Source organism: Bradyrhizobium sp. JHI2711 (assembly GCF_056156565.1).
The window spans coordinates 1,185,920-1,208,048 of the sequence record NZ_JBPZPT010000002.1 but is presented as its reverse complement, the minus strand read 5'-3'; the positions used below and the strand labels follow the sequence as shown (position 1 = coordinate 1,208,048).

25 protein-coding genes are annotated in these 22,129 nt (G+C 65.5%); 8 read left to right on the top strand and 17 right to left on the bottom strand.

What is annotated here, in order from left to right; genetic code table 11:
- Window positions 1-16: 16 nt before the first annotated feature.
- Window positions 17-1,024, top strand: a complete 1,008-nt coding sequence (locus tag ACTEK7_RS18220) for a KpsF/GutQ family sugar-phosphate isomerase (RefSeq protein ID WP_225146350.1) — start codon at window positions 17-19, stop codon at window positions 1,022-1,024.
- Between the two features lie 164 nt (window positions 1,025-1,188).
- On the opposite strand, the gene ACTEK7_RS18215 is transcribed toward ACTEK7_RS18220, so the two are convergent.
- Window positions 1,189-1,740, bottom strand: a complete 552-nt coding sequence (locus ACTEK7_RS18215; RefSeq protein WP_225146505.1) for a carboxymuconolactone decarboxylase family protein — start codon at window positions 1,738-1,740, stop codon at window positions 1,189-1,191.
- Window positions 1,741-1,823: 83 nt separating this feature from the next.
- Between ACTEK7_RS18215 and ACTEK7_RS18210 the strand changes: the two genes are divergently transcribed.
- Window positions 1,824-2,150: a winged helix-turn-helix transcriptional regulator gene (locus tag ACTEK7_RS18210; RefSeq protein ID WP_057028213.1), complete on the top strand. Its 327-nt coding sequence runs from the start codon at window positions 1,824-1,826 to the stop codon at window positions 2,148-2,150.
- A 181-nt stretch (window positions 2,151-2,331) separates the two neighbouring features.
- Here the strand turns inward: ACTEK7_RS18210 and ACTEK7_RS18205 are convergent, their stop codons facing one another.
- From ACTEK7_RS18205 to hemH, 4 genes are all read right to left on the bottom strand, one after another.
- Window positions 2,332-2,775 (bottom strand): NfeD family protein, encoded by a 444-nt coding sequence (locus ACTEK7_RS18205; protein ID WP_225146349.1) that lies wholly within the window; start codon window positions 2,773-2,775, stop codon window positions 2,332-2,334.
- Between the two features lie 25 nt (window positions 2,776-2,800).
- A complete protein-coding gene (locus tag ACTEK7_RS18200) occupies window positions 2,801-3,790 on the bottom strand; it encodes an SPFH domain-containing protein (RefSeq protein WP_225146348.1) in 990 nt (329 codons plus the stop codon).
- 343 nt (window positions 3,791-4,133) lie between these two features.
- Window positions 4,134-5,111, bottom strand: a complete 978-nt coding sequence (locus tag ACTEK7_RS18195) for an ABC transporter substrate-binding protein (RefSeq protein WP_225146347.1) — start codon at window positions 5,109-5,111, stop codon at window positions 4,134-4,136.
- 10 nt (window positions 5,112-5,121) lie between these two features.
- A complete protein-coding gene (gene hemH / locus ACTEK7_RS18190) occupies window positions 5,122-6,159 on the bottom strand; it encodes a ferrochelatase (protein WP_225146346.1) in 1,038 nt (345 codons plus the stop codon).
- 83 nt (window positions 6,160-6,242) lie between these two features.
- On the opposite strand from hemH, the gene ACTEK7_RS18185 reads away from it, so the two are divergent.
- Entirely contained in the window at window positions 6,243-6,641 is a 399-nt protein-coding gene (locus ACTEK7_RS18185; protein WP_035997738.1) for an MAPEG family protein, read from the top strand.
- A gap of 6 nt (window positions 6,642-6,647) precedes the next feature.
- On the opposite strand, the gene ACTEK7_RS18180 is transcribed toward ACTEK7_RS18185, so the two are convergent.
- The 4 genes from ACTEK7_RS18180 to ACTEK7_RS18165 are packed head-to-tail and all read right to left on the bottom strand — an operon-like array spanning window position 6,648 to window position 10,925.
- Window positions 6,648-7,085 (bottom strand): acyl-CoA thioesterase, encoded by a 438-nt coding sequence (locus tag ACTEK7_RS18180; protein ID WP_035997736.1) that lies wholly within the window; start codon window positions 7,083-7,085, stop codon window positions 6,648-6,650.
- Window positions 7,086-7,093: 8 nt separating this feature from the next.
- Complete coding sequence (locus ACTEK7_RS18175) at window positions 7,094-8,209, bottom strand: nickel/cobalt transporter (RefSeq protein WP_225146345.1); 1,116 nt, start codon at window positions 8,207-8,209, stop codon at window positions 7,094-7,096.
- Window positions 8,206-8,844 (bottom strand): DUF1007 family protein, encoded by a 639-nt coding sequence (locus ACTEK7_RS18170; RefSeq protein ID WP_225134567.1) that lies wholly within the window; start codon window positions 8,842-8,844, stop codon window positions 8,206-8,208. The genes ACTEK7_RS18175 and ACTEK7_RS18170 overlap by 4 nt, the downstream gene beginning before the upstream one ends.
- A complete protein-coding gene (locus tag ACTEK7_RS18165; RefSeq protein WP_225146344.1) occupies window positions 8,844-10,925 on the bottom strand; it encodes a M3 family metallopeptidase in 2,082 nt (693 codons plus the stop codon). Before ACTEK7_RS18165 ends, ACTEK7_RS18170 begins: the two co-directional genes overlap by 1 nt.
- 136 nt (window positions 10,926-11,061) lie before the next feature.
- On the opposite strand from ACTEK7_RS18165, the gene ACTEK7_RS18160 reads away from it, so the two are divergent.
- The 5 genes from ACTEK7_RS18160 to ACTEK7_RS18140 all read left to right on the top strand — a co-directional run bounded on the left by ACTEK7_RS18160 (window position 11,062) and on the right by ACTEK7_RS18140 (window position 15,892).
- Window positions 11,062-11,316 carry a hypothetical protein gene (locus ACTEK7_RS18160; protein ID WP_035997726.1) on the top strand — a complete coding sequence of 85 codons (255 nt, stop codon included), beginning with the start codon at window positions 11,062-11,064 and terminating at the stop codon, window positions 11,314-11,316.
- A 673-nt stretch (window positions 11,317-11,989) separates the two neighbouring features.
- A complete protein-coding gene (locus tag ACTEK7_RS18155; protein WP_225146343.1) occupies window positions 11,990-13,132 on the top strand; it encodes a type III PLP-dependent enzyme in 1,143 nt (380 codons plus the stop codon).
- 134 nt (window positions 13,133-13,266) lie between these two features.
- Complete coding sequence (locus ACTEK7_RS18150; RefSeq protein WP_035997718.1) at window positions 13,267-13,854, top strand: GNAT family N-acetyltransferase; 588 nt, start codon at window positions 13,267-13,269, stop codon at window positions 13,852-13,854.
- Window positions 13,855-14,000: 146 nt separating this feature from the next.
- On the top strand, window positions 14,001-14,390 hold the full coding sequence (locus ACTEK7_RS18145) for a RidA family protein (RefSeq protein ID WP_036036634.1): 390 nt from the start codon (window positions 14,001-14,003) through the stop codon (window positions 14,388-14,390).
- Window positions 14,391-14,449: 59 nt separating this feature from the next.
- Window positions 14,450-15,892 (top strand): homospermidine synthase, encoded by a 1,443-nt coding sequence (locus tag ACTEK7_RS18140; protein ID WP_225146342.1) that lies wholly within the window; start codon window positions 14,450-14,452, stop codon window positions 15,890-15,892.
- 179 nt (window positions 15,893-16,071) lie between these two features.
- On the opposite strand, the gene ACTEK7_RS18135 is transcribed toward ACTEK7_RS18140, so the two are convergent.
- From ACTEK7_RS18135 to ACTEK7_RS18100, 8 genes are all read right to left on the bottom strand, one after another.
- Entirely contained in the window at window positions 16,072-16,410 is a 339-nt protein-coding gene (locus tag ACTEK7_RS18135; RefSeq protein WP_225146341.1) for a hypothetical protein, read from the bottom strand.
- A 101-nt stretch (window positions 16,411-16,511) separates the two neighbouring features.
- Window positions 16,512-17,228, bottom strand: coding sequence for an MgtC/SapB family protein (locus ACTEK7_RS18130; RefSeq protein WP_225146340.1), 717 nt, complete (start codon window positions 17,226-17,228; stop codon window positions 16,512-16,514).
- 30 nt (window positions 17,229-17,258) lie between these two features.
- A complete protein-coding gene (locus tag ACTEK7_RS18125) occupies window positions 17,259-18,278 on the bottom strand; it encodes a WD40 repeat domain-containing protein (protein WP_225146339.1) in 1,020 nt (339 codons plus the stop codon).
- Window positions 18,278-19,327 carry a CobW family GTP-binding protein gene (locus ACTEK7_RS18120; protein ID WP_036036600.1) on the bottom strand — a complete coding sequence of 350 codons (1,050 nt, stop codon included), beginning with the start codon at window positions 19,325-19,327 and terminating at the stop codon, window positions 18,278-18,280. Before ACTEK7_RS18120 ends, ACTEK7_RS18125 begins: the two co-directional genes overlap by 1 nt.
- Before the next feature lie 56 nt (window positions 19,328-19,383).
- The gene (locus ACTEK7_RS18115; protein WP_225146504.1) at window positions 19,384-20,247 is read right to left on the bottom strand and encodes a metal ABC transporter substrate-binding protein; all 864 of its coding nucleotides are present in this window, start codon (window positions 20,245-20,247) and stop codon (window positions 19,384-19,386) included.
- 2 nt (window positions 20,248-20,249) lie between these two features.
- The gene (locus ACTEK7_RS18110; RefSeq protein ID WP_225126496.1) at window positions 20,250-21,119 is read right to left on the bottom strand and encodes a metal ABC transporter permease; all 870 of its coding nucleotides are present in this window, start codon (window positions 21,117-21,119) and stop codon (window positions 20,250-20,252) included.
- A 6-nt stretch (window positions 21,120-21,125) separates the two neighbouring features.
- The gene (locus ACTEK7_RS18105; RefSeq protein ID WP_035997701.1) at window positions 21,126-21,881 is read right to left on the bottom strand and encodes a metal ABC transporter ATP-binding protein; all 756 of its coding nucleotides are present in this window, start codon (window positions 21,879-21,881) and stop codon (window positions 21,126-21,128) included.
- A gap of 2 nt (window positions 21,882-21,883) precedes the next feature.
- Window positions 21,884-22,126 (bottom strand): hypothetical protein, encoded by a 243-nt coding sequence (locus ACTEK7_RS18100; RefSeq protein ID WP_225146338.1) that lies wholly within the window; start codon window positions 22,124-22,126, stop codon window positions 21,884-21,886.
- Between the last annotated feature and the right edge of the window lie 3 nt (window positions 22,127-22,129).

The following is a 22,129-nucleotide window of genomic DNA, read 5'->3' as shown; positions in this document are numbered from 1 at the left end:
CTCCCTGGACCCGACCATGCCGAGCTCGAAACCGCTGATGACCCAATCATCCGGCTCCATTCCCGATAGCGTCGAATCCGCGCTCCGCACGCTGGAGACGGAGAGCGGCGGCATCAATGCGCTCGCTAGCGCGCTGCGCGGCCCGCTGGGCGAGCCGTTCGCCAAGGCGGTCGAGCTGATCCGCAATGCCAAGGGCCGCGTCATCGTCACCGGGCTCGGCAAGTCAGGCCATATGGGCCGCAAGATCGCCGCGACGCTGGCCTCGACCGGCACGCCTTCCTTCTTCGTGCACGCCGCCGAAGCTGGTCATGGCGACCTCGGCATGATCACGCCCGACGACGTCATCATGGCGCTGTCCTGGTCCGGCGAGCAGCCGGAGATGAAGAATCTCGTGAACTATTCGGCGCGCTTTGCGATCCCGATGATCGCGGTGACCTCGAGCGCGTCGTCCTCGCTCGGCCAAGCCGCCGACCTCGTGATCGAGCTGCCGAAGGCGCGCGAGGCCTGCCCGCACAATCTGGCGCCGACCACCTCGACCCTGATGCAGGCCGCGATCGGCGACGCGCTCGCGATCGCGCTGCTCGAGGGCCGCGGCTTCACCGCGCTGGAGTTCGCGCATTTCCACCCCGGCGGCAAGCTGGGCGCGATGCTGAAATTCGTTCGCGACTACATGCGCACGGGCGCTGAGATTCCGCTCAAGCCGCTCGGCACCGAGATGTCGGAAGCCGTGGTCGAGATGTCGGCGAAGGGGCTCGGCTGCGTCTGCATCGTTAACGATGCGGGCGAGGCCGTCGGCATCATCACCGACGGCGATTTGCGCCGCCACATGCGGCCCGATCTGCTGACGGTGACCGTCGACGAGATCATGACGAAGCAGCCCAAGACCGTGCCGCCTTCGATGCTCGCGACCGAGATGATCGAGGTGCTGAACACCCGCAAGATCACCTCGCTGCTGGTGACGGAAGCGGGCAAGGTGGTCGGGATCGTGCACCTGCACGATCTGCTGCGCGCGGGCGTGGCGTAGGGCGCGCAGCCCGCTTCACCCGTCATTCCGGGGCGCGCCACTTGGCGCGAACCCGGAATCCATTTCACCCCGAGGTCGCTGCCCGATGGATTCCGGGCTCGCGCTTCGCGCGCCCCGGAATGACGGTGAAGATGAGACGCTCCTCGCAATGACGGTGGAGAGACCTACGCCGGAAACCGCGCCGCGTTCTCCTCCAGCGGCAAGCGCAGCCCGTTCGCCAGATACGACACCGTGTGATAGAAGCCGCACAGCAGCATGATCTCCAGGATCTGCGCCTCGTCGTAATGCGTCGACAGCGCGGCGAACTCCTCGTCCGCGAGTGTCGCGCGATGATGCAGCGCGTCGACGGCTGCGATCAGCGCCTGCTCGGCCGGCGACCAAAGGGCCGAATTCGTATCACCCAGCACCGTCGCACGCACCTCCTCCGCGGTGAGCTTCGCCGGCCCGGCGAAGATCGCGACATGCACGCCCCATTCGTATTCGCATCCGTTCAGCGCGCAGGTGCGGTCGATGACGATCTCACGCTGCCGCAGCGAGAGCGGCCCCGGATCAAGCAGCCCGCCCGCGCGAAACTTGTCCCAGGCCCGGCCATGGCCCGCCATCACCCGGAACAGCACCAGCGGCGGCGCACCCCGCATGATGCGATCGAACTGCGCCTGGATCTCCGGGGGATAAGGCGGCGAGAGCGGGGCGATGCGCGGTGGGACCTGGGACATCGCGGCAGACATAGGCCGGCTCCTTTGCTACATTTATCGTAGCAATACGCTACATTATTTGTAGCACGACGCAAGAGGCGACGATGGCGAAACAGGCCGGCTCGAATACACGCAGCGTCCGCGGCTCGCGCACCGGGCGGCCGATCATGGCTTTGCTCGACCTGCTCGGCCGGCGCTGGGCCTTGCGGATCCTGTGGGAGTTGCGGGGAGAGCCCCTCACCTCGCGCGCCCTGCGCAGCGCCTGCGACGAGGCCTCGCCCACGGTGCTGCAGGCCCGGCTGACCGAGCTGCGCGAGGCGGGCTTCGTGGAGCTGGGCGACGGCGGAGGTTACGGACTGACACCGCTGGGCCGGGAATTGTGCGAGACCTTCATGCCACTACACAGGTTTGCGGAGCGATGGAGAAGGTGAGCATCACTCGTTGCCACGCGCTGGTGTTCCTTCTCCCCTTGTGGGAGAAGGTGGCGCGAAGCGCCGGATGAGGGGTCTCTCTCCACGAACTCAGCTTAGCTATCGCGGAGAGACACCCCTCACCCGTCTCGCCGCTTTGCGGCGAGCCACCCTCTCCCGCAAGGGGAGAGGGGAAAAGTCCTCACGCCGCGGCGACCGTCAGGTTCGCGCCGTCGACCTGTACCACCTTCACCCGCGTGCCGGCCGGCGTATCGGGCCCAGCCACGCGCCATACCGTGTCGCCGATCCGCACGGTGCCGGTGCCGTCGATGATCGGCTTCTCCAGCGTGAACTCACGGCCGAGCAGGGCTTCGGTACGCTTGTTGAGGAACGGGCTGGCGCTAGCCTCCGGCTTCGGCTTGGCAAGACGGCGCCAGACCGGCACGGCAGCTGCGGCGAAGATCGCGAACATCACGAGCTGGACCTGCCAGGAGATCGCAGCCGCGAACGAGATCAGGCCGACCAGCAGCGCAGCGAGCCCAAGCCAGAACAGGAAGATGCCGGGCGCCAGCACCTCCAGGGCCATCAGGATGAAGCCGAGGATCAGCCAGTTCCAGTTGCCGAGCGATACGAACATGTCGGTCATGACACGACCTCTGTGAATAGTCCCGTTATTGCTGCGGCACGGACGGCAGTGTCGGGCCCGACGACGGTACCGAGCCGCCGCGGCGGGCCGCGGCCACCGCGCTCTCCCCGAACGTGGCCTTCGCAATTTCGCCGATACCGGCGAGCGAGCCCAGCATGCTCATCGCTTCGACCGGAAGCATGATGACCTTCTGGTTCGGCGAGTCGGCCAGCTGCCCGAATGCCTTGATATACTTATCGGCGATAAAATAGTTTAGCGCAGCGACATCGCCCTTGGCGATGGCCTCGCTGACCATTTGCGTGGCCTTGGCCTCGGCTTCGGCCGACCGCTCGCGCGCCTCGGCATCGCGGAAGGCGGCCTCGCGGCGGCCTTCCGCCTGGAGGATCTGGCCCTGCTTGGCGCCCTCGGCGCGCAGGATCTCGGACTGGCGTTGGCCTTCGGCCGCGAGAATGTCGGCGCGCTTGACCCGCTCGGCCTTCATCTGCCGCCCCATGGCTTCGACCAGGTCGGCGGGCGGCACGATGTCCTTGATCTCGATGCGGTTGACCTTGACGCCCCAGGGCGAGACCGCGGCGTCGACCACACGGAGCAGGCGCTGGTTGATTTCGTCGCGGTGCGACAGCACCTGGTCGAGGTCCATCGAGCCCATCACCGAGCGGATGTTGGTCATGGTGAGCACCGTAATCCCCTGGTTCAGGTTGGCGACCTCGTAGCTCGCCTTGGCGGCATCGAACACCTGATAAAAGGCGACGCCGTCCACCGTCACGGTGGCGTTGTCCTTGGTGATCACCTCCTGCTCGGGAATGTCGATCACCTGCTCCATCATGTTGATCTTGCGCCCGACGCGATCGAAATAGGGCACGATCAAATTGAGCCCGGGGCTCAGCGTCTGGGTGTATTTGCCGAACCGCTCGATGGTCCAGTCATAGCCCTGCGGCACCGTCTTCACGCCGGCGACCAGCGTGACGATGACGAGCAAAACCAGAACAATCGCGAAAATGTCGAAGCCGCTCATATCTCCTCCAAGCCGGGACAAGACGTCAGGAAAAAGCCCTTTCCGGCGCTGTCATTGGTCGGGATCACGATCCTACCGGTTCAGCGGTCGCAATTCACGTCGGTATCGGAGCAATTCCACACAAGACACACAGCAAGAGAACGGTCGCGATATGTATTTGCGACAGGCTCTTGAAAGCGCGCGGGCGCAGGCCTAAAGCGCGATGCGATCAGGATGAATCGTCATCGCACTTTAGGTTATTGTTTGAGCATGATCTTTTCGGAAAACCGCTTCACGCTTTTCCGGATCATGCTCTAGCGGCGGAAATTAACGAATTCGGGCGAGGCGTCCGTCACGGACGGGTTCATTCGATCACGTCATTCGCAATTGCAAGCAGGCCCGGGGAAAGCGTGATGCCGAGCGCTCTCGCCGCCTTCAGGTTGATCACCAGCTCGAACTTGGTGGGATTCTGCACCGGCAGGTCGGCCGGCCGTGCGCCCTTCAGGATCCGATCGATATAGTCCGCGGCGCGGCGAAGCTGCTCGACGCTGTCGGTGCTGTAGGACATCAGCCCACCCTCATCGACGAACGTCCGGCTCCAGAATACCGCGGGTACACGCGCCTGTGCGATCGCCGAGAGCAGTTGCGCGCGGTTGGCCATGGTGAAGAAGTCCGGCAGGACCAGGATGGCGCCGTCTTGCCTGGAAGCCAGCGCCCCGATCGAGACGGCGTCATGGACGGGCGCGGGCTCGACCGTCAGGCGCAGCGTCCGTGCGGCGTCCTCGATGGCGCGCAACATCAGTGGCGCGAACGGCGCGGTGGCGGGATTGAAGACGACCGCAGCGCGGGACACCTTCGGCGTGACCTGCGTCAGCATCTCCAGCCATTTGCCGGCGAGCGGACCGTCGTAATCGGTAAAGCCGGTGAGGTTGCCGCCGGGATGCGCGAGGTTTTCGACGAAGCCCTGGCCGACGGGATCGGTGACGACGGCGAACACGATCGGGATCGTCGTGGTGCGCCGGCGCAGCTCTTCGACCGAGGGTGTGCCGACCGCAAGCAGGATGTCGGGCTTGAGCGCGATCAGCTCGTCGGCGAGCTGCGCGATGCGGGCGCGCTCGCCGCCGCCGTTGCGCCAATCGATCTTGAGATTGTCGCGCTCCTTCCAGCCTTGGCCGGCGAGCGCTTCGACCAGGGCCATGCTGCGCGTCTGGCCGATCGCATCATCAGCAGCCGTGACCGAGAGCACGCCGAGCCGCCGTGTCGCGTTCGGCTGCTGCGCCAGGGCCGGGGCCGGCAGCGCCGCGAACATCCCCAGAAGCGCCAGGCACCGGCGGCGGTTCATGGGACGCCCATCAGATCCAGCCCTGGAGCTCGCGCAGCACCAGGGTGCGGATCACGTCCATGCCCGGTCCGCTGTCGTTGAGGCAGGGGATCGCGGAAAACTGCTCGCCGCCATTGTGCTTGAATATCTCCGCGTTCTCCTGCGCGATCTCCTCCAGCGTCTCCAGGCAGTCGGCGGAAAAGCCCGGCGTCACCACCGCGATGCGGCGCACGCCCTCTTTGGCAAGCCGCTCCATGGTCTTGTCGGTATAGGGCTGCAGCCACTCGTCGTTGCCGAAGCGCGACTGGAAGGTCAGCAGCAGCTTGGTCTCGTCCATGCCGAGCCGGCGGCGCAGCGCCTCAGTCGTCGCGATGCAGTGCTGCTGATAGGGATCGCCCTTGTCGACATAGGCTTTCGGCATGCCGTGGAAGGATGCCACGATCAGCTCCGGCTTGAAGGACAGCGTCGCCAGATGGCCCTCGATCGAGGCGGCGAGCGCCTCGATATAGGCTTTGTCGTCATAGTAGGGCGGCGTCACCCGCAGAGTCGGCTGGTTCCGCAGCTGCGCGAGCACGCGGAAGACTTCGTCGCAGACGGTCGCCGAGGTCGAGGCCGAATATTGCGGATAGAGCGGCACGGCCAGGATACGCTCGCAGCCCTTCGCGATCAGCGCGTCGATGCCCGACTTGATCGACGGATTGCCGTAGCGCATCGCCCAATCCACGACGACGTTGTCGCGGTCCGACAAGGCGGCCGCGAGGTTGTCGCTTTGCGAGCGCGTGATGGTTTTCAGCGGCGACTCGTTCCGCTCATTGTTCCAGATCTTCTGGTAGTCGACCGCCTTGGTGCGCGGACGGCTGCGCAGAATGATCCCGTTCAGCACCAGTTTCCAGATCAGGCCCTGGTCCTCGATGACGCGGGCGTCGCTGAGGAACTCCTTGAGGTAGACCCGCACGCCCGGAGCATCGGCCGTATCGGGCGTTCCGAGATTGATCAGGAGCACGCCGACGCGCGGTAGGGCGGATCGGGTGGCCGGTTTCGCGGTCTCGCGGGGGAGGACGCTGTTCATGACTGGTTGGGTCGCGCGTTGGTCCGAACTTGTCAAGATGAGCCGGGGTTCGCTAGGGTCGCACCCAAGCGGGGGGAGGCAGGATGACACTCGCGGAATGGTGCGTCTTCGGGGCGCTGCTGCTCTATCTGTCGACGATCGTCACGGTAAAATGGATCAGGTTTCGCCGCTTCGACAATTCCCGGCCGCGCGACCCCGCCTTCTATGAGGACGCCCTGTCGCAACGCGCGCTCGGCGCGCACCAGAACGGCATCGAGACGTTTCCGTTCTTTGCGTTCGCGGTGCTGCTCGCCGAATACAGGGAAGCGCCGCAGCGGCTGATCGACGAGCTCGCGGCGCTGTTCCTGATCGTGCGGATTGCCTATGTGCTGACGTATCTCGGCAACCGCCCGACGCTGCGCTCGATCCTCTGGAGCATCGGCTTTGCGATCAATCTCGGCATCTTCTTCATGCCGGCATTGAAGCGGTTTCTGCCGGTGTGAGCGGCTTCACGCCGAAAGATGGCGTTCTCGCGTCGCGATCAGTGCCCGCATTGATGCCGGGATCGTGACCGGACGATGGGTGTTCTGGTCCGTATAGACCCAGACGATCTCGCCGGTTACCAGAGCCTCAGTGCCGCCCTTCCGGAAGATGGCGAGCTCGAACAGGAGGCTCGAATTGCCGATCCGCGCCACGCGCGCGCCGACGTCGAGCTCCCAGTCGAACCTAACAGGCGCCTTGTACTCGATCAGCGATTTGACGACGTGGAAATCGATGCCGCTCGCCTTTGCATCCGCATATTGGTCGAAGCCGAGCGCGCGGAAATATTCGGTGATGGTGGTGTCGAAATAGGTCAAATAATGCGCGTTGAAGACGACGCCCTGGCCGTCGATCTCGGAATAGCGCACCCGGAACGGATGGAAGAACCAGAAGTGTTCGCGCGACATCTATCGCCTCAAAAACACGTGGTCCGTTCGGCGGCGATGTAGCCGAACAGGAGGCCGACGCCGAACAGCAGGACCAGACTCGCGGCGCCGAACTCGATGCCGCGCATAAACAGCGCGCCACCGCCGTCGCGTCCGGCGCTGAGGCGGGCGGCGATGTCCTTGGCGGAGACGGCGACGACAGCAATGGCCGCCACCGTGATCGCGGTGCCCAACCCCATCAGGAAGGTCGCGGCGATCCCTGCCCAGAACAGGCCCTGCGCCAGCGCGAACACCAGGACCAGGATTGCGCCCGAGCAGGGGCGGATGCCGACGGTCAGGATCGCAGCGAAGCCGCGCCGCCAGCCGCCGGGGCCGGCGAGTTCGCTTGGCGTGGGTCCGTGGGAATGGCCGCAATGCTCGTCGTGGACGTGGTCGTGCCCGTGGTGATGGTGAGCGTGGCCGTGGCCATGGTGTTGATCATGGCCGTGATCGTGGTGATGATGATCATGCGCATCATGATGGTGGTGATCATGGTCGTGCGGCACGCCCGCCATCGCCGGCACCGGCTGGATGGCCTGAAATGCGCGGACGAAGGTGCGGCCCTTGACCCAGACCAGGCGCAGGCCGAACAGCGCGATCAGGGCGTAGCTCGCAATCTCGATCACGCCTTCCGCCTTGCACATCGTCTTGGCCGTCGCATTCAGCAGCCAGCCCGAGATGCCGACGATGAGGATCGCGACCAGCGACTGCATCAGGGCCGAGGCAAAGGACAGCGCGATGCCGCGCCGCGCCGTCTCGCGGTTGGCGACCAGATAGGAGGCGATCACCGCCTTGCCGTGGCCGGGACCGGCGGCGTGGAAGATGCCGTAGGCGAACGAGATGAACAGCAGCGTCCACACCGCCGAGCCATCGGACTTCGCGGCGCGGATCGTCGCCGACATCTGGCGATAGAATTCCGACTGCTTGGCGAGCAGCCAGCCGATGAGGCCGCTTGCTTCAGGCTGGGCCGCCTGCGCCGGTCGCGGCGCACCGAACGGGTTTTGCGCGAGAAGATCATGAAGAGCGGCATCAGTCACGGCCACGACCAGCAGCACAGCGGCAGCGGCGAGCAGCCCACGCGCAAGCGGAGAGAGTTGCGGCTTCAAGGGCAATCCACCGTGATCTTGTTGGCGAACATCATGCCGAAATTCGAGTTCTCACCGTTCAGGAAGGTCTGCTCGTTCAGCTTCTGCGCGCTCGCGGTGCCGTCGTTCGGCCGCTCCAGCTTCATCTGGCACCCCGCGGGCGCACCGACCAGCTTGACCGGACTGTCCTTGGCCATCTGGAAGTCGATGAAGAAGGAACGGTCGAACACTTCGAGCACCAGCTGCCTGGGCTTGACCGGGTTCTTCAGCGGCAGCGTGAAGTGCAGGGTCAGCACCGTGTCCTTGTAGTCGAGGAAATAGTCGACCGGCTCCTGGAACCGCTCCTTCTTGCCGTCGGCCTTGGCGAAGGTGAAGTAGGCGTATTCCTTCAGCGACTCGACATTGGTCTGCGCCAGGGGCTTCAGCTCCTCGCTTGTGTATGCGCCCTTGGTCTTGCTCTCGAGCCCCTGCACCGCATAGGCCGAGAACATGTCGTCGAAGGTCCAGGCATGGCGCACGCCGGTGATGCTGCCGTCGGCGGCATAGAGCAATTCGCTAGTGGCGGTGATCCAGACATGCGGATGTGCATTCGCTGCTCCGGCCGCGAGCGTCATCGCGGCGGCGAGCAGGTATCCGAACAGGGCGCGCATGCTCATCAGGCTGCCTTGGCGTCTTCGAGCAGGCCGCGGCGGCGGAGCAGCGCATCCGGCTCCGGCGGGCGGCCGCGGAACGCCTCGTAGGCGGCTTCCGGATCGACCGATCCGCCCGACGAATAGATGTCGTCGTGCAGGCGCTTGGCCACGGCGGGATCGAAGATGTCGCCGGCCTCCTCGAACGCGCCGAAGGCGTCGGCGTCCATCACCTCCGACCACATGTAGCTGTAATAGCCGGCGGCGTAATGGTCGCCGGTGAAGATGTGGCCGAACTGCGTCGGCCGGTGACGCAGCGCGATCTCCTCGGGCATGCCGATCTTCTCCAGCTCGCGTTTCTCGAAGGCGCGGACATCCTGCGCGGCGGCGGCCGGCTGGGTGTGGAATTCCAGGTCGACCAGCGCCGAGGAGACGAACTCGACCGTGGCAAAGCCCTGGTTGAATTTTCGCGCGGCGAGGAAGCGTTGCAGCAGGTCGTCCGGCAGCGGCTCGCCGGTCTGGTAGTGGCGGGCGAACTTCTGCAGCACCTCGGGCCGCTCCTGCCAGTGCTCGTAGAGCTGCGACGGCAGCTCGACGAAGTCGGTGAACACGGAGGTGCCCGACAGCGAGGGATAGGTCACGTTGGAGAGCATGCCGTGCAGGCCGTGGCCGAACTCGTGGAACAGGGTGCGGGCATCGTCGGGCGACAGCAGCGACGGCTCGCCGCCGGCGCCCTTGGCGAAATTGCAGATGTTGAGAACCAGCGGCGCGACGTCGCCGTCGAGCTTCTGCTGGTCGCGCAGCGAGGTCATCCAGGCGCCGGAGCGCTTGGACGGCCGGGCGAAGTAGTCGCCATAGAACAGCGCCTTGTGCTTGCCGCCCCTGTCCTTCATCTCCCAGACCCGGACGTCCGGGTGCCAGACCGGAACGTCCTTGCGCTCCTCGAAGGTGACGCCGAACAGGCGCGTGGCGCAGTCGAAGGCGGCGGCGATCATGTTGTCGAGACCGAGATACGGCTTGATCGCGGAATCGTCGAAATTGGCGCGCTGCAGACGCAGCTTCTCGGCGTAGAAGCGCCAGTCCCAAGGGGCGAGCTTGAAATTGCCGCCCTCCTCCGTGATCAGCGCCTGCATCTCGTCGCGGTCGGCAAGCGCGCGGGCGCGGGCCGGCTTCCAGACCCGCTCCAACAGGCCGCGCACCGCGTCCGGCGTCTTGGCCATGGAGTCCTCGAGCCGGTAGGCGGCGTAGGTCGGATAGCCCAGGAGCCCGGCGCTCTCCTCGCGCAGCTTCAGGATCTCGACAATGGTCGCATTGTTGTCATTGGCGTTGCCGTTGTCGCCGCGCGCGATGAAGGCCTTGTAGACCTTCTCGCGGAGGTCACGCCGGGCGGAGCTCTTCAGGAACGTTTCGACCGAGGAGCGCGACAGCGTGACGATGGCCTTGCCTGCCATGCCGCGCTCTTCCGCCGCAGCCTTGGCGCTGGCGACGAAGCTCTCCGGCAGGCCCTGGCGGTCGGACTCCCCGAGCTCCAGGAACCAGTCCTGCTCGTCGCCGAGCAGATGGTGGCTGAAGCCGGTGCCGAGCTGGGCCAGCCGCTCGTTGATCTCGGCCATCCGCGTCTTGGCCTCCTCGGAGAGGCCGGCGCCGGAGCGGTGGAAGCGGGTGTAGGTGCGCTCCAGCAGACGGAGCTGCTCGGGCGTGAGACCGAGACCCGCGCGGTTCTCGTGCAGATGGGCGATGCGGCCGAACAGCACGGCGTTCATCATGATCGGATTCCAGTGCCGCGCCATCCGCAAGGAGACCTCCTTGTCGATCTCCAGGATGGCCGGGTTGGAATGCGCCGAGACGAGGTCGTAGAAGACCGCCGCGACCTTGCTCAGGAGCTTGCCCGAGCGCTCCAGCGCCGTGATGGTGTTGGCGAAGTCGGGCGCCGCGGGATCGTTGGTGATCGCCGCGATCTCGGCGGCGTGGTCGGCGAAGGCCTGCTCGAAGGCCGGCAGGAAATGCTCCGGCTTGATCTCGTCGAAGGGCGGGGTCGCGAACGGCGTCACCCAGGCCTTCAGCAGCGGATTGGTCTCGGCGTCCGTAGTTTGGCGGGTTTCTGACATCGCAAGTCCCGGATTTCGTGGCTCGATTGTTGCGGCCAGCTATAGCACGCGTGGGGCTTTTTTGGGCCGTTTGCCCTTGCCCCCGGCCGCCTTTTCGGGGAGATTGCGGCCCTCGAAGCCAGGATCCCCTGAAGCCATGAACGCGCCTTCCTCATCGTCCCGCCAGATCGTCTGGTCCAGCGTCATCACCGTCATCAGCGCCGCCATCCTGATCGGCGCCGAGGTGTTCGGCGCGGCGTTTGCCGGCGGCTGGGCGCTCGCGATCCTGTTCGGGCTCGGCGACCAAGGCGCCCATATCCTGCAGGCCGTGCTGTTCGCACTCGGCGTGCTCGTGATGACCGCCTTCATCCGCGGCGCTCAGCGCATCGAGCCCTTCACCAAGCGCGGCTGACGCGTCTCGCGCGTGGGCAGCACGCGCTGCGCGGCGAAAACTTAACGCGCGTTCATCTTCCGCGTCGCTCGCGCAACAGTGCGCAAGCAGATGTTAGGCAATCCTGTCCGCAGCCTAAAAAAATTCTTGCGAACCACAGTCAAAACGCTTATGTGCGGACTTGCCCAATTTCGCACGTGCCTGTGGTCGTGTGTCAGTCGGTAGGTATCCGGACAAGAGGCCGGACAGCCGCCAAGGGGTGAAGAAGCCGAGGGGCTCTTCGGAAGTGCGGAAGTCGAGACTGAAACGTCGAGCGACCGAAGCAAACCCGGAGCGCCCAGCATCTCTCTCAAAGAGATGCCATGTCGAAGGTGACTTCGCTCTTTGCAACCGTGACTGGCAGCCGGAGGCGAACCGGCGCACCCCGCTCTCAACGGGGGACGCGACTTAAAGCAACGACGGATCGGGCTTTTTTGGTCTCTACCGGCAGTCCAACGCCGGCGCGGGCTACTGAAAAGGCTTGTCCTTCATTGCCAGGTGAGCGGGCGGGAAACTCTCCCAACCAATCCACGGCAGCACAGTCTGGTTTGAGTTTTTTGGCCCCAGCGCGCCTCCATCGCGCGATGCGGCCGAAGCACTCTCATCAGACGTCACGTTGATACGGCTCCCGTCGCTGGGACCGTTGGAGAGTGCCATGACCGAACGTATCCAGGAATTCCTGCGCAACCGCCGCAACGAAGGCCTCGACACCGAGCCGTGCCTCGTCGTCGACCTCGAGGTCGTGCGCGACAATTACCAGAGCTTCGCCAAGGCGCTGCCCGACAGCCGCGTGTTCTATGCCGTCAAGGCGAACCCGGCGCCGGAAGTGCTGGCCTTGCTGGCGTCCATGGGCTCCTGCTTCGACACCGCCACGGTCGCCGAGATCGAGATGGCGCTGGCTGCGGGTGCGACGCCCGACCGCATCTCCTTCGGCAACACGATCAAGAAGGAGCGCGACATCGCTCGCGCCTTCGCGCTCGGCATTCGCCTGTTCGCGGTCGATTGCGCCGCCGAGGTCGAGAAGATCGCCCGCGCCGCTCCCGGTGGGAAGGTGTTCTGCCGCATCCTCTATGACTGCGCCGGCGCCGAGTGGCCGCTGTCGCGCAAGTTCGGCTGCGACCCGGAGATGGCGGTCGAGGTGCTCGACCTCGCCAAGCGCCTGGGCCTGGAGCCGTGCGGCATCTCCTTCCATGTCGGCTCGCAACAGCGCAAGGTGAAGGCGTGGGACCGTGCACTGGCGATGGCCTCGCAGGTGTTCCGCGACTGCGCCGAACGCGGCATCAACCTGTCCATGGTCAACATGGGCGGCGGCTTCCCGACCAAGTACCTGAAGGACGTGCCGCCGGTCGTCACCTACGGCCGCTCGATCTTCCGCGCGCTGCGCAAGCACTTCGGCAACCAGATTCCGGAGACCATCATCGAGCCGGGCCGCGGCATGGTGGGCAACGCCGGCATCATCGAATCCGAGGTCGTGCTCATCTCGAAGAAGAGCGATGAGGACGAGGTGCGCTGGGTGTACCTGGACATCGGCAAGTTCGGCGGTCTCGCCGAGACCATGGACGAGTCGATCCGCTACGCCATCCGCACCCGTCACGACGGCGCGGACATGACCCCGTGCGTGCTCGCAGGTCCGACCTGCGACAGCGCCGATGTGCTGTACGAGAAGACCCCGTACCCGCTTCCGGTGACGCTCGAGATCGGCGACAAGGTGCTGATCGAAGGCACCGGGGCTTATACGTCGACCTACTCGTCGGTGGCGTTCAACGGCATTCCGCCGCTGCGGACGTACCACATCTGATCCGCCTCTCTTTTCCAGAGGCCTGACGAACCCGGGAGCCGGTCCGCCGGCTCCTCATCCAACATCTCGATTTCTGACGACGTCTTGGACAGGCGTGCTGTGCGCACGCCGGTTCAAGCGGGGACTGACGTGCCATGACTGCTCCTCGGAAGCCGCAAGTTGCCCTCACCTCGAAAGCCGCTCCGTTCGTGATCCGTGCGGAACGTGCTGGAGACGTCGCGACGCGTGAAGCGCTGCTCGATGCTTGCTTTGGCGAGAACCGCCATGGCCGCACCTGCCAGCGCCTGCGCGACGGACGCGCGCCCGCTGCAGGCCTTGCCCTGTCGGCGATGCGCGAGGGCAAGCTCGTGGGAACCGTGCGGCTGTGGCATGTCAGCGCCGGAGGCAGGCCCGCTCTGGTCCTCGGACCGCTGGCGGTCGACCCTGCCTGCCGCGAGCTCGGGATCGGCGCCGCGCTGATGCAACAAGCGCTGGCTGCCGCCCGGGCGCGCGGGCATGGCGCCGTGATCCTGCTCGGCGATGCCCCCTATTACGCCCGCTTCGGCTTCACAGCCGAGAAGACCGCCGAGCTGTCGCTGCCCGGCCCGTTCGAGCGCAACCGCCTGCTGGCGATCGAGTTCACTGATGGCGCGCTCGATGGCGCCGCCGGGATGATCGTCCCGACCGGCGCGGCCCTGCCCAAACGGAGGTCGGTTCGCGCGCCTGAGGCGCACGCGGCCTGAGGGATCGCTGGCGTAGCGAAGACCGCAGCCGCATCGAGTGGAAACGCCCTGCCGCGCCTGCGCGAGGCCCGTTCCTTTGGGGTTGCGCAGGCGCCGGAAACGCCCTTTAACCCCGCGAAACACCCCTTCAGTCGAGGCCCATGACCATGTCCCGTCGCCTGATCTCCACCGGCTCCCCGCTCGAGAAGTCCGTCGGCTACAGCCGTGCCGTGATCGACGGCGAGTTCGCCTTCGTCGCGGGAACGACCGGCTATGACTACACCACGATGACGATGCCATCAGATGTCACGAGCCAGTCACGCAACTGCTTCAAGACCATCGCCGCCGCCCTGAAGGAGGGCGGATTCGAGATGGCCGATATCGTCCGTGCGACCTATTACGTGACCGACGCCAGCTATATCGATGCCCACTTCGCCGTCTGCGGCGAGGTCCTCGGCGACATCAGGCCGGCGGCGACCTTGCTGGTCGTCTCTGCCCTGGCGAGGCCCGAGATGAAGGTCGAGATTGAAGTCACCGCCAAGCGCCGCAGCATCTGACAAGCGCTGCAGCGCCTGATCCATCCCTCACTGCCAGCACGTTCCGGAGAATCCATCCCATGAGCCCTCCCTCGCAGATCTACGCGAAGATCACCGGCCCCATCGTCATGGTCGGCTTCGGCTCCATCGGCAAAGGCACGCTGCCCCTGATCGAGCGGCATCTGGACTACGACAAGTCGCGCATCACCGTGCTCGATCCCAAGGACGAGGGCCGCAAGGCGCTTTGCGAGAAGCACAATGTCCGCTTCATCCAGAAGGGGCTGACCAAGGACAATTACCGCGAGGTGCTGACCCCACTGCTCACCGAGGGCGGCGGCCAGGGGTTCTGCGTCAATCTGTCGGTCGATACCGGCTCGACCGACATCATGGAGCTCTGCAACGAGCTCGGCGCACTCTACATCGACACCGTCAACGAGCCCTGGCTCGGGTTCTATTTCGATTCCTCGAAGGGTCCGGAAGCGCGCTCCAACTACGCGCTGCGCGAAACGACGCTGGCCGCCAAGAAGGCCCGTCCCGCCGGCTCGACCACGGCCGTGTCCTGCTGCGGCGCCAATCCCGGCATGGTCTCCTTCTTCGTCAAGCAGGCGCTGCTCAATGTCGCGGCCGATCTGAAGCTCAATGCACCCAGGCCGAAGACCAAGGGCGAATGGGCGGATTTGATGCGGCAGGCCGGCATCAAGGGCATCCACATCGCCGAGCGCGACACCCAGCGCTCGAAGAAGCCGAAGGAGCCCGACGTCTTCGTCAACACCTGGTCGGTGGAAGGCTTCCTGTCGGAAGGCATGCAGCCATCCGAGCTCGGCTGGGGCACCCACGAGAAATGGATGCCCGAGAATGCGCACACTCATGAAGCCGGCTGCGGCGCTGCCATCTATTTGATGCAGCCCGGCGCCAACACGCGCGTGCGCACCTGGTGCCCGACCCGCGGCGCCCAGTATGGCTTCCTCGTCACCCACAACGAGTCGATCTCGATCGCCGATTACTTCACCGTGCGCGATGCGTCGGGCAAGGCGATTTACCGGCCGACCTGCCACTATGCCTACCATCCGGCCGACGATGCCGTGCTGTCGCTGCATGAAATGTTCGGCCGCGCCGGGAAGATGCAGGAAAAGCACCACATCCTCGACGAGAACGAGATCGTCGACGGCATCGACGAGCTCGGCGTGCTGCTGTTCGGCCATGACAAGAACGCCTATTGGTTCGGCTCGCAGCTCTCCATCGAAGAGACCCGCGAGCTCGCGCCCTACCAGAACGCCACCGGCCTGCAGGTGACCTCCGCCGTGCTCGGCGGCATGGTCTGGGCGCTGGAGAACCCGAACGAAGGCATCGTCGAGGCCGACGAGATGGATTTCGAGCGCCTGCTCGAAGTTCAGCTGCCCTATCTCGGCCCGGTGAAGGGCTTTTATACCGACTGGACGCCGCTGACGGATCGTCCGGGACTGTTCCCGGAGGATATTGACAGCAGCGATCCCTGGCAGTTCCGGAATATACTAGTGCGGTGAGGCGAGCGACGCGTCCAGCGTCGCCGGGCGCGCAACGCACACCACTGTCATGCCCCGCGAAGGCGGGGCATCCAGTACGCCGCGGCTTCTCGATTCTAGCCGAACGGCCTCTGGAATACTGGATCACCCGCCTTCGCGGGTGATGACACCGTTCTTGTGGTGACGAGCGCCGCTGCCAGCTACTTCTCCTTGATCGGCGGCGCGATCTTCTCGGCCGGGGCCGGCGGCAGTGCCGGTTTGGCCGCACCAGCCGCGCCCTGAGTCTGCGGCTCCGGCCGTGCCGGCTCGGGGGCCGGCGTGGTCGGGCGATCACCGCCGGGCTTCGCCTCCGCGGGCACCTTGCTCTGTTCGTCGGACGGGGTGCCCTGGAGCGGGGGCGTCGCCTGCGCCAGCTGCATGCGGCTTTCGGCGCGGATTTGCGCCAGGGACATCACCGACACCGCAACGCCTGCTGCGAACAGCGCACCGGCGATTGTCAGGTTGAGCTTCAGTCTACGTTTGTCATCTCGGCCGGGCATGTCGATCACCGCCTTTGTTCGCGGAATCAACGAAACTGGGGCGCGCCGGTTCCGGAACCTGAAAACGCGCGGAACCCACCCGCACGCGCCAAAACGCCGCGCTACTCCGTCGTGCTGACTTCCCATGTTGCATGCCGGACGCCTGGCAGATGCTGCAGATCGGTCGCGACCGCGTTCAGCTCGTTCGGGTCGACCGCGGTCGCAACCAGCTTGGCGGCGATCTCCAGAATGCCCTCGCTGATCTCGGCGACTTCGATATCGGCCACCGCATATTTCGCCGCTTCGAGCTTGTCGACGAGGCGGTCACGCATGTCGGGCAAGGCGTCGGGCGCAACCGCGAGCTTGAAATAGTAGGTCGCCTCCAGCGCCTTCTCGTTCAGCGGGATGCGGTTGATGGCGTTGACCAGCGGGCGCAGCATGGTGTTGCCGGCGATGACGAACACGGTCAGCGCGGCCGCCTGTGCGATCATGTCGGCGCCGGCACAGGAGCCGACCGCGGCCGAGGCCCACAGGGTCGCCGCGGTGTTGAGCCCGCGCACATCCATGCCCTGCTTCATGATGACGCCGGCTCCCAGGAAGCCGATGCCGGAGACGACATAGGCGATCACCCGGACCGCGCCGTCGGCGCCATCCAGCTGCATGGCGAGATCGACGAAGGCGGCAGCGCCCACCGCGACCAGCACGTTGGTGCGCAGCCCCGCGGTGCGCTGACGGTATTGCCGTTCGGCGCCGATCAGCGTGCCCAGCACGAAGGCCGTGATCAGGCTGACCAGGGTGTCGCGAAAGTCGGCAAGCTGGAAGGTCGTCAGAAATCGCATGGTTCCCTATACGGCGGGAACCATGACAGATTAAAGCTCGAGCAGACCGCCGTCCCCATTTTCGTCGGCAAAGGCCAGCAGCGTGCCTTTGGCGTTCCAGGCGATCGCGGCCACCGGCGGCGTGCCATTGCGGCGGACCAGGATCTCCGCGCCATCCTCCAGACGGACCATCAGCACGGTGCCATCGCTGTAACCGGCGGCGAGGATGTCGTTCTTGGGATGACAGGCGACCGCGGAGACGCGCGCCTGCAGCGGCGCGAGCATCGCGGGCTCCTTGCCCATCGGACCGTCCTTGCTCCCGAACGGCCAGATGATCACCGTGTCCGCGCCCGAGGTCGCCAGCCCCTTGCCGCCGGCGCTCCACGACATCGAGCGGACGCGGCCGGGATAGCCGGTCATGCGCATGTGCCTGTTGTCTGCGAGCCGCCAGCCGTGCAGCGCCGGCTCGTGCATGGCGGTGACCAGGAATTTGTTGTCGGGGCTGAAGGTGACCGCGTGATGCGAGCCGGCCCAGGGCAAGAATTCGGCCGATCCCGCCATGTTCGGAAACCACAGCGTCACGCCGTTGTAATGCGCGATTGCGAGCCGCAGGCCCTTCGGCGCGAAGGCAAGGCCGCCGACGGTCGAGGGCACGTCGATCGACTTCTCCTCGGCCTTGCCGCTCTTGACGGTCGCGGTCTTGCCGGCCGACCAGGCGAAGGCGCCGTCGGCGTGCAGCGCCACCGCGTCGATCCAGCGCCGCTTGGGATCGGTGGCGAGCAGCGTCACCTCGCCCTTGGCATCGAGCGAGATGACCTTGCCGTCGTCGCCGCCCATGACGAGGCGCTTGCCGTCGGAGGCGGTCGAGAGAATGCCGCCGCTATGCACTGCAACCGTGGTGATCTCGCAATCGGCATCGACGAATGCGACGTTCTCCTCGCCGCCGACGAAGGCGGCGCGATCCTTCAGGAAATGCACCGAGGTCACGGCCATGCCGAGCGCAATCGGCTTGACGCGGTCGGTGACGGAAACGATCGAAGCGGACTCGGGCGCCGGCGTAAACTCTTTCATCACGAGACGATGCAGCTCTCGAAACCCTTGCGGATCGCCTCTTCGGGCAATTCGCGGCCGATGAAGACGAGGCGGCTCTCGCGCGGCTCGCCCTCCTTCCACTTCCGCTGGTGGTTGCCCTCCAGCATCATGTGGACGCCCTGGAAGACGTAGCGATCGTCGTCGTCGTGGAAGGCGAGGATGCCCTTGGAGCGCAGGATCTTGCCGCCCTCGACCTGCACCAGGTTCTGCAGCCAGGGCATGAACACGTTGGGATCTAGCGGCTTGTCGGTCTTGAGCGAGAGCGATTGCATCTCCTCGTCGTGATAGTGCTTCAGGCCGTGGCCGTGATCATGGTGATGGTGATCGTGGCCGTGATGGTGGTGATGATCATGATCGTGGTCATGATCGTCGGCCTCCAGGAAGTCAGGCTCGATGTCGAGGATGCGGTCGAGGTCGAATGCGCCGCGGTCGAGCACGTCGGCCAGCGCCACCGCGCAGCGCTCGGTGCGATGCAGCTTCGCATAGGGATTGATGCCGCGAATGCGGGCCTCGACCTCGGCGAGCTCGCCCTTGTTGACGAGGTCGGTCTTGTTCAGAACGATGACGTCGGCAAAGGCGATCTGGTTCTTGGCCTCTGGTGCATCCTTCAAACGGTCGGACAGCCATTTGGCGTCGGCGACCGTCACGACCGCATCGAGCCGGGCGTTCTTCTGCACGTCCTCATCGACGAAGAAAGTCTGCGCGACGGGGGCGGGATCGGCAAGACCGGTGGTCTCGACGATGATGGCGTCGAACTTGCCCTTGCGCTTCATCAGGCCGTCCATGATGCGGACGAGGTCGCCTCGCACGGTGCAGCAGATGCAGCCGTTGTTCATCTCGAACACTTCCTCATCGGCGCCGATGATGAGGTCGTTGTCGATCCCGATCTCGCCGAATTCGTTGACGATGACGGCGTATTTCTTGCCGTGGTTCTCCGACAGGATGCGGTTGAGCAGCGTGGTCTTGCCGGCGCCGAGATAGCCGGTCAGCACGGTCACGGGAATCTTCTGGGAGGTCGCGTCAGACATAACAACTCCGGACTTCAAGGCTTTTTCGCGCGACGCGAGGCGGGGTGGCTCCTGCCCTAATGGTCAAGCGCGCTGGTCAGGGCCTTTATATTGTGCCTGACCATGTCAATGTAAGTGGGTGCAGGGCCCTTTTCGCCGGTCAAACCGTCCGAAACCAGGGTGCCACCGACCTTGGCGCCGGTCTCGGCGGCGATCCGCCGGATCAGGCGATCGTCGCTGATATTTTCAAGGAACACGGCCGGGATCCTCGCGGCCTTGATCTGGCCGATGATGGCGGCGATATCTCGCGCGCTCGGCTCGCTCTCCGTGGAGACGCCCCGGGGGGCGATGAACCGGATACCGTATTCGCTGGAGAAATAGCCGAAGGCGTCATGGGTGGAGATCACCTTGCGCCGCTCCGGCGGGATTTTTGCGACAGCGTCGCGGACCTCGCGGTCGAGGGCTTCGAGCTTTTCCAGATAGGCCTTGGCCTGGGCGCGGAAGAACTCCGCATCGTCAGGAGCGGCCGTGGCGAGCGCGCTCGCAATGTCGGTGACGTAGATCTTGGCGTTCAGGATGGACTGCCAAGCGTGGGGATCAGCGGCCGAGCCCAGCTTCAGCGGCGCGATGCCGGCGCTTGCGGTGATCACCTTGGCCTTGCTGCCTGCGGATTGCACGAGGCGCGGCAGCCAGCCCTCCAGCCCGAGCCCGTTGACGATGACGAGCTTCGCCGCCGCGACCCGCTTGGCATCGGCAGGGGCCGGCGTATAGACGTGGACGTCGCCGTCGGGCCCGACCAGCGTCGTCAGGTTGATGCGGTCACCACCGACATTGCGGACGAAATCGCCGAGGATCGAGAAGCTCGCGACGACGTTGAGCCGCTCCGCGGCCCGCAGCGGCGAGGCGATCAGCAACAGTGCAAAGACCAGGATGAGCCGCATCGTCATGCTTCCAGATGCCGGCCAGGAAACAGCTGCCGGACGATGCCGCCGACGCGGCCGAACAGGATGGAGACGATGTAGAGCACCGTCGCCACCAGAATGATCGCCGGGCCCGAAGGCACGCGGGTCTGAAATGAGAGCACGAGGCCGGCATAGCCGGACACCGCAGCAGCAATGACGGCGATGCAGATCATCGCGGTGAGATCGCGCGACCAGAACCTTGCGATGCCCGCAGGCAGGATCATCAGCCCCACCGCCAGCAGCGTGCCCAGCGCCTGAAAGCCGTTGACGAGGTTGATGACGACCAGCGCGAGGAAGGCGAGATGGGCGGGGCCGCCGGCGCGGCTCACGGTGCGCAGGAACAGGGGATCGACGCTCTCGATCACCAGCGGGCGGTAGATCACCGCGAGCACCAGCAGCGTCACCGTGGCGTTGAAGGCGACCACCAGCAGGGTCTGATCGTCCATTGCGAGGATGTTGCCGAACAGCACGTGCAGGAGATCGATGTTGGTGCCCTTGATCGAGACGATGGTGACGCCGAGCGCAAGCGAAGCGAGATAGAAGGTGGCGAGCGAGGCATCTTCCTTCAGCCCGGTCGAGCGTGCGACCACGCCAGCGAGGATCGCGACGGCAAAGCCGGCGACCAGGCCACCGGCCGTCATCGCGAACAGATTGAGGCCGGAGAGCAGGAAACCGACCGCCGCGCCAGGCAGGATCGCGTGCGCCATGGCGTCGCCGACGAGGCTCATCCGCCGCAGCATCAGGAACACGCCGATCGGCGCCCCCGCCAGCGCCAACGCGATCACCGCGGCGAGCGCGCGCCGCATGAACTCGAATTCGGTGAACGGACCGATCAGCGCGTCATAGAGCATCGGATATCAGGCCGCCCGCGAGCTGATATCATCGGCCGCGCAGGCCGCGGCGCTGTCGTCGAAGGCCTCGCACATCCGCATCGCGACCAGCAGATTTTCCGGCGTCAGCACCTCCGCCGTCGGACCCCACGCGACCGGGCCGCGCGCCAGCACCAGCGTTTCGGTGAAATGATTGCGCACCATCTCCATGTCGTGCAGCGCGGCGAGCACGGTGCGACCCTCGCCATGCCAGCGCCTCACCAGCGCGAGCAGATCGGCGGTGGTCTTGCTGTCGATGGCGTTGAACGGCTCGTCGAGCACGATCAGGCTGGCATCCTGGAGCAGCACACGGGCGAACAGCACGCGCTGCATCTGACCGCCGGAGAGCGTGCCGATCGGGCGGTTCTCGAAACCGCTGAGGCCAACGGCTCCGATTGCCCGGAGAATCTTGTCGCGCGCGGCCTTGCCGATGCCGCCGAACAGGCCTGTGCCACGCCACAGCCCGGTGCCGACGAAATCGAACACCGAAATCGGGAAGCTGCGGTCGATCTCCGCACTTTGCGGCAGATAAGCGATGTCGCGGGCATCGAGCCCGCCGAGATGGATCGTGCCGTCGAGCGGCTTGAGGATGCCGACGATGCCGCGCAACAGCGTCGACTTGCCGGCGCCGTTCGGGCCGATCACCGCAACTAGCGCGCCCGGCGCGACCTCGCCGCTGAGATGATGCACGGCGGGGTGCCGATCATAGCCGAGCGTGACGTTGTGAAAGTGCAACGCTGCCATCGTCACCTCATCGCCAGCAAGACGATGCCCCACAGCACGGCACAGACCGCGAGCGCGGCCGCGAGACGGCCCGCCATGGTCATGCGCAGGATCGACCAAGGCGCGGTCTGGGCCGGATGCGGCGAGGTCGCATCGTGGACATGGGCGTGGGCGTGATCGTGCCCGTGCGAATGTCCATGGCCGTGATCATGGGAATGGCCATGAGCATGGTCGTGCTGGTGGGCGTGGGACGCGGCGGGAGCCATTTG

Bases quoted from the DNA above. Each gene is read 5' to 3' on its own strand.
- ACTEK7_RS18220 (WP_225146350.1), top strand. From the start codon at position 17: ATGCCGAGCTCGAAACCGCTGATGACCCAATCATCCGGCTCCATTCCC.
- ACTEK7_RS18215 (WP_225146505.1), bottom strand. From the start codon at position 1,740: ATGTCCCAGGTCCCACCGCGCATCGCCCCGCTCTCGCCGCCTTATCCC.
- ACTEK7_RS18210 (WP_057028213.1), top strand. From the start codon at position 1,824: ATGGCGAAACAGGCCGGCTCGAATACACGCAGCGTCCGCGGCTCGCGC.
- ACTEK7_RS18205 (WP_225146349.1), bottom strand. From the start codon at position 2,775: ATGACCGACATGTTCGTATCGCTCGGCAACTGGAACTGGCTGATCCTC.
- ACTEK7_RS18200 (WP_225146348.1), bottom strand. From the start codon at position 3,790: ATGAGCGGCTTCGACATTTTCGCGATTGTTCTGGTTTTGCTCGTCATC.
- ACTEK7_RS18195 (WP_225146347.1), bottom strand. From the start codon at position 5,111: ATGAACCGCCGCCGGTGCCTGGCGCTTCTGGGGATGTTCGCGGCGCTG.
- hemH (WP_225146346.1), bottom strand. From the start codon at position 6,159: ATGAACAGCGTCCTCCCCCGCGAGACCGCGAAACCGGCCACCCGATCC.
- ACTEK7_RS18185 (WP_035997738.1), top strand. From the start codon at position 6,243: ATGACACTCGCGGAATGGTGCGTCTTCGGGGCGCTGCTGCTCTATCTG.
- ACTEK7_RS18180 (WP_035997736.1), bottom strand. From the start codon at position 7,085: ATGTCGCGCGAACACTTCTGGTTCTTCCATCCGTTCCGGGTGCGCTAT.
- ACTEK7_RS18170 (WP_225134567.1), bottom strand. From the start codon at position 8,844: ATGAGCATGCGCGCCCTGTTCGGATACCTGCTCGCCGCCGCGATGACG.
- ACTEK7_RS18165 (WP_225146344.1), bottom strand. From the start codon at position 10,925: ATGTCAGAAACCCGCCAAACTACGGACGCCGAGACCAATCCGCTGCTG.
- ACTEK7_RS18160 (WP_035997726.1), top strand. From the start codon at position 11,062: ATGAACGCGCCTTCCTCATCGTCCCGCCAGATCGTCTGGTCCAGCGTC.
- ACTEK7_RS18155 (WP_225146343.1), top strand. From the start codon at position 11,990: ATGACCGAACGTATCCAGGAATTCCTGCGCAACCGCCGCAACGAAGGC.
- ACTEK7_RS18150 (WP_035997718.1), top strand. From the start codon at position 13,267: ATGACTGCTCCTCGGAAGCCGCAAGTTGCCCTCACCTCGAAAGCCGCT.
- ACTEK7_RS18145 (WP_036036634.1), top strand. From the start codon at position 14,001: ATGTCCCGTCGCCTGATCTCCACCGGCTCCCCGCTCGAGAAGTCCGTC.
- ACTEK7_RS18140 (WP_225146342.1), top strand. From the start codon at position 14,450: ATGAGCCCTCCCTCGCAGATCTACGCGAAGATCACCGGCCCCATCGTC.
- ACTEK7_RS18135 (WP_225146341.1), bottom strand. From the start codon at position 16,410: ATGCCCGGCCGAGATGACAAACGTAGACTGAAGCTCAACCTGACAATC.
- ACTEK7_RS18130 (WP_225146340.1), bottom strand. From the start codon at position 17,228: ATGCGATTTCTGACGACCTTCCAGCTTGCCGACTTTCGCGACACCCTG.
- ACTEK7_RS18125 (WP_225146339.1), bottom strand. From the start codon at position 18,278: ATGAAAGAGTTTACGCCGGCGCCCGAGTCCGCTTCGATCGTTTCCGTC.
- ACTEK7_RS18120 (WP_036036600.1), bottom strand. From the start codon at position 19,327: ATGTCTGACGCGACCTCCCAGAAGATTCCCGTGACCGTGCTGACCGGC.
- ACTEK7_RS18115 (WP_225146504.1), bottom strand. From the start codon at position 20,247: ATGCGGCTCATCCTGGTCTTTGCACTGTTGCTGATCGCCTCGCCGCTG.
- ACTEK7_RS18110 (WP_225126496.1), bottom strand. From the start codon at position 21,119: ATGCTCTATGACGCGCTGATCGGTCCGTTCACCGAATTCGAGTTCATG.
- ACTEK7_RS18105 (WP_035997701.1), bottom strand. From the start codon at position 21,881: ATGGCAGCGTTGCACTTTCACAACGTCACGCTCGGCTATGATCGGCAC.
- ACTEK7_RS18100 (WP_225146338.1), bottom strand. From the start codon at position 22,126: ATGGCTCCCGCCGCGTCCCACGCCCACCAGCACGACCATGCTCATGGC.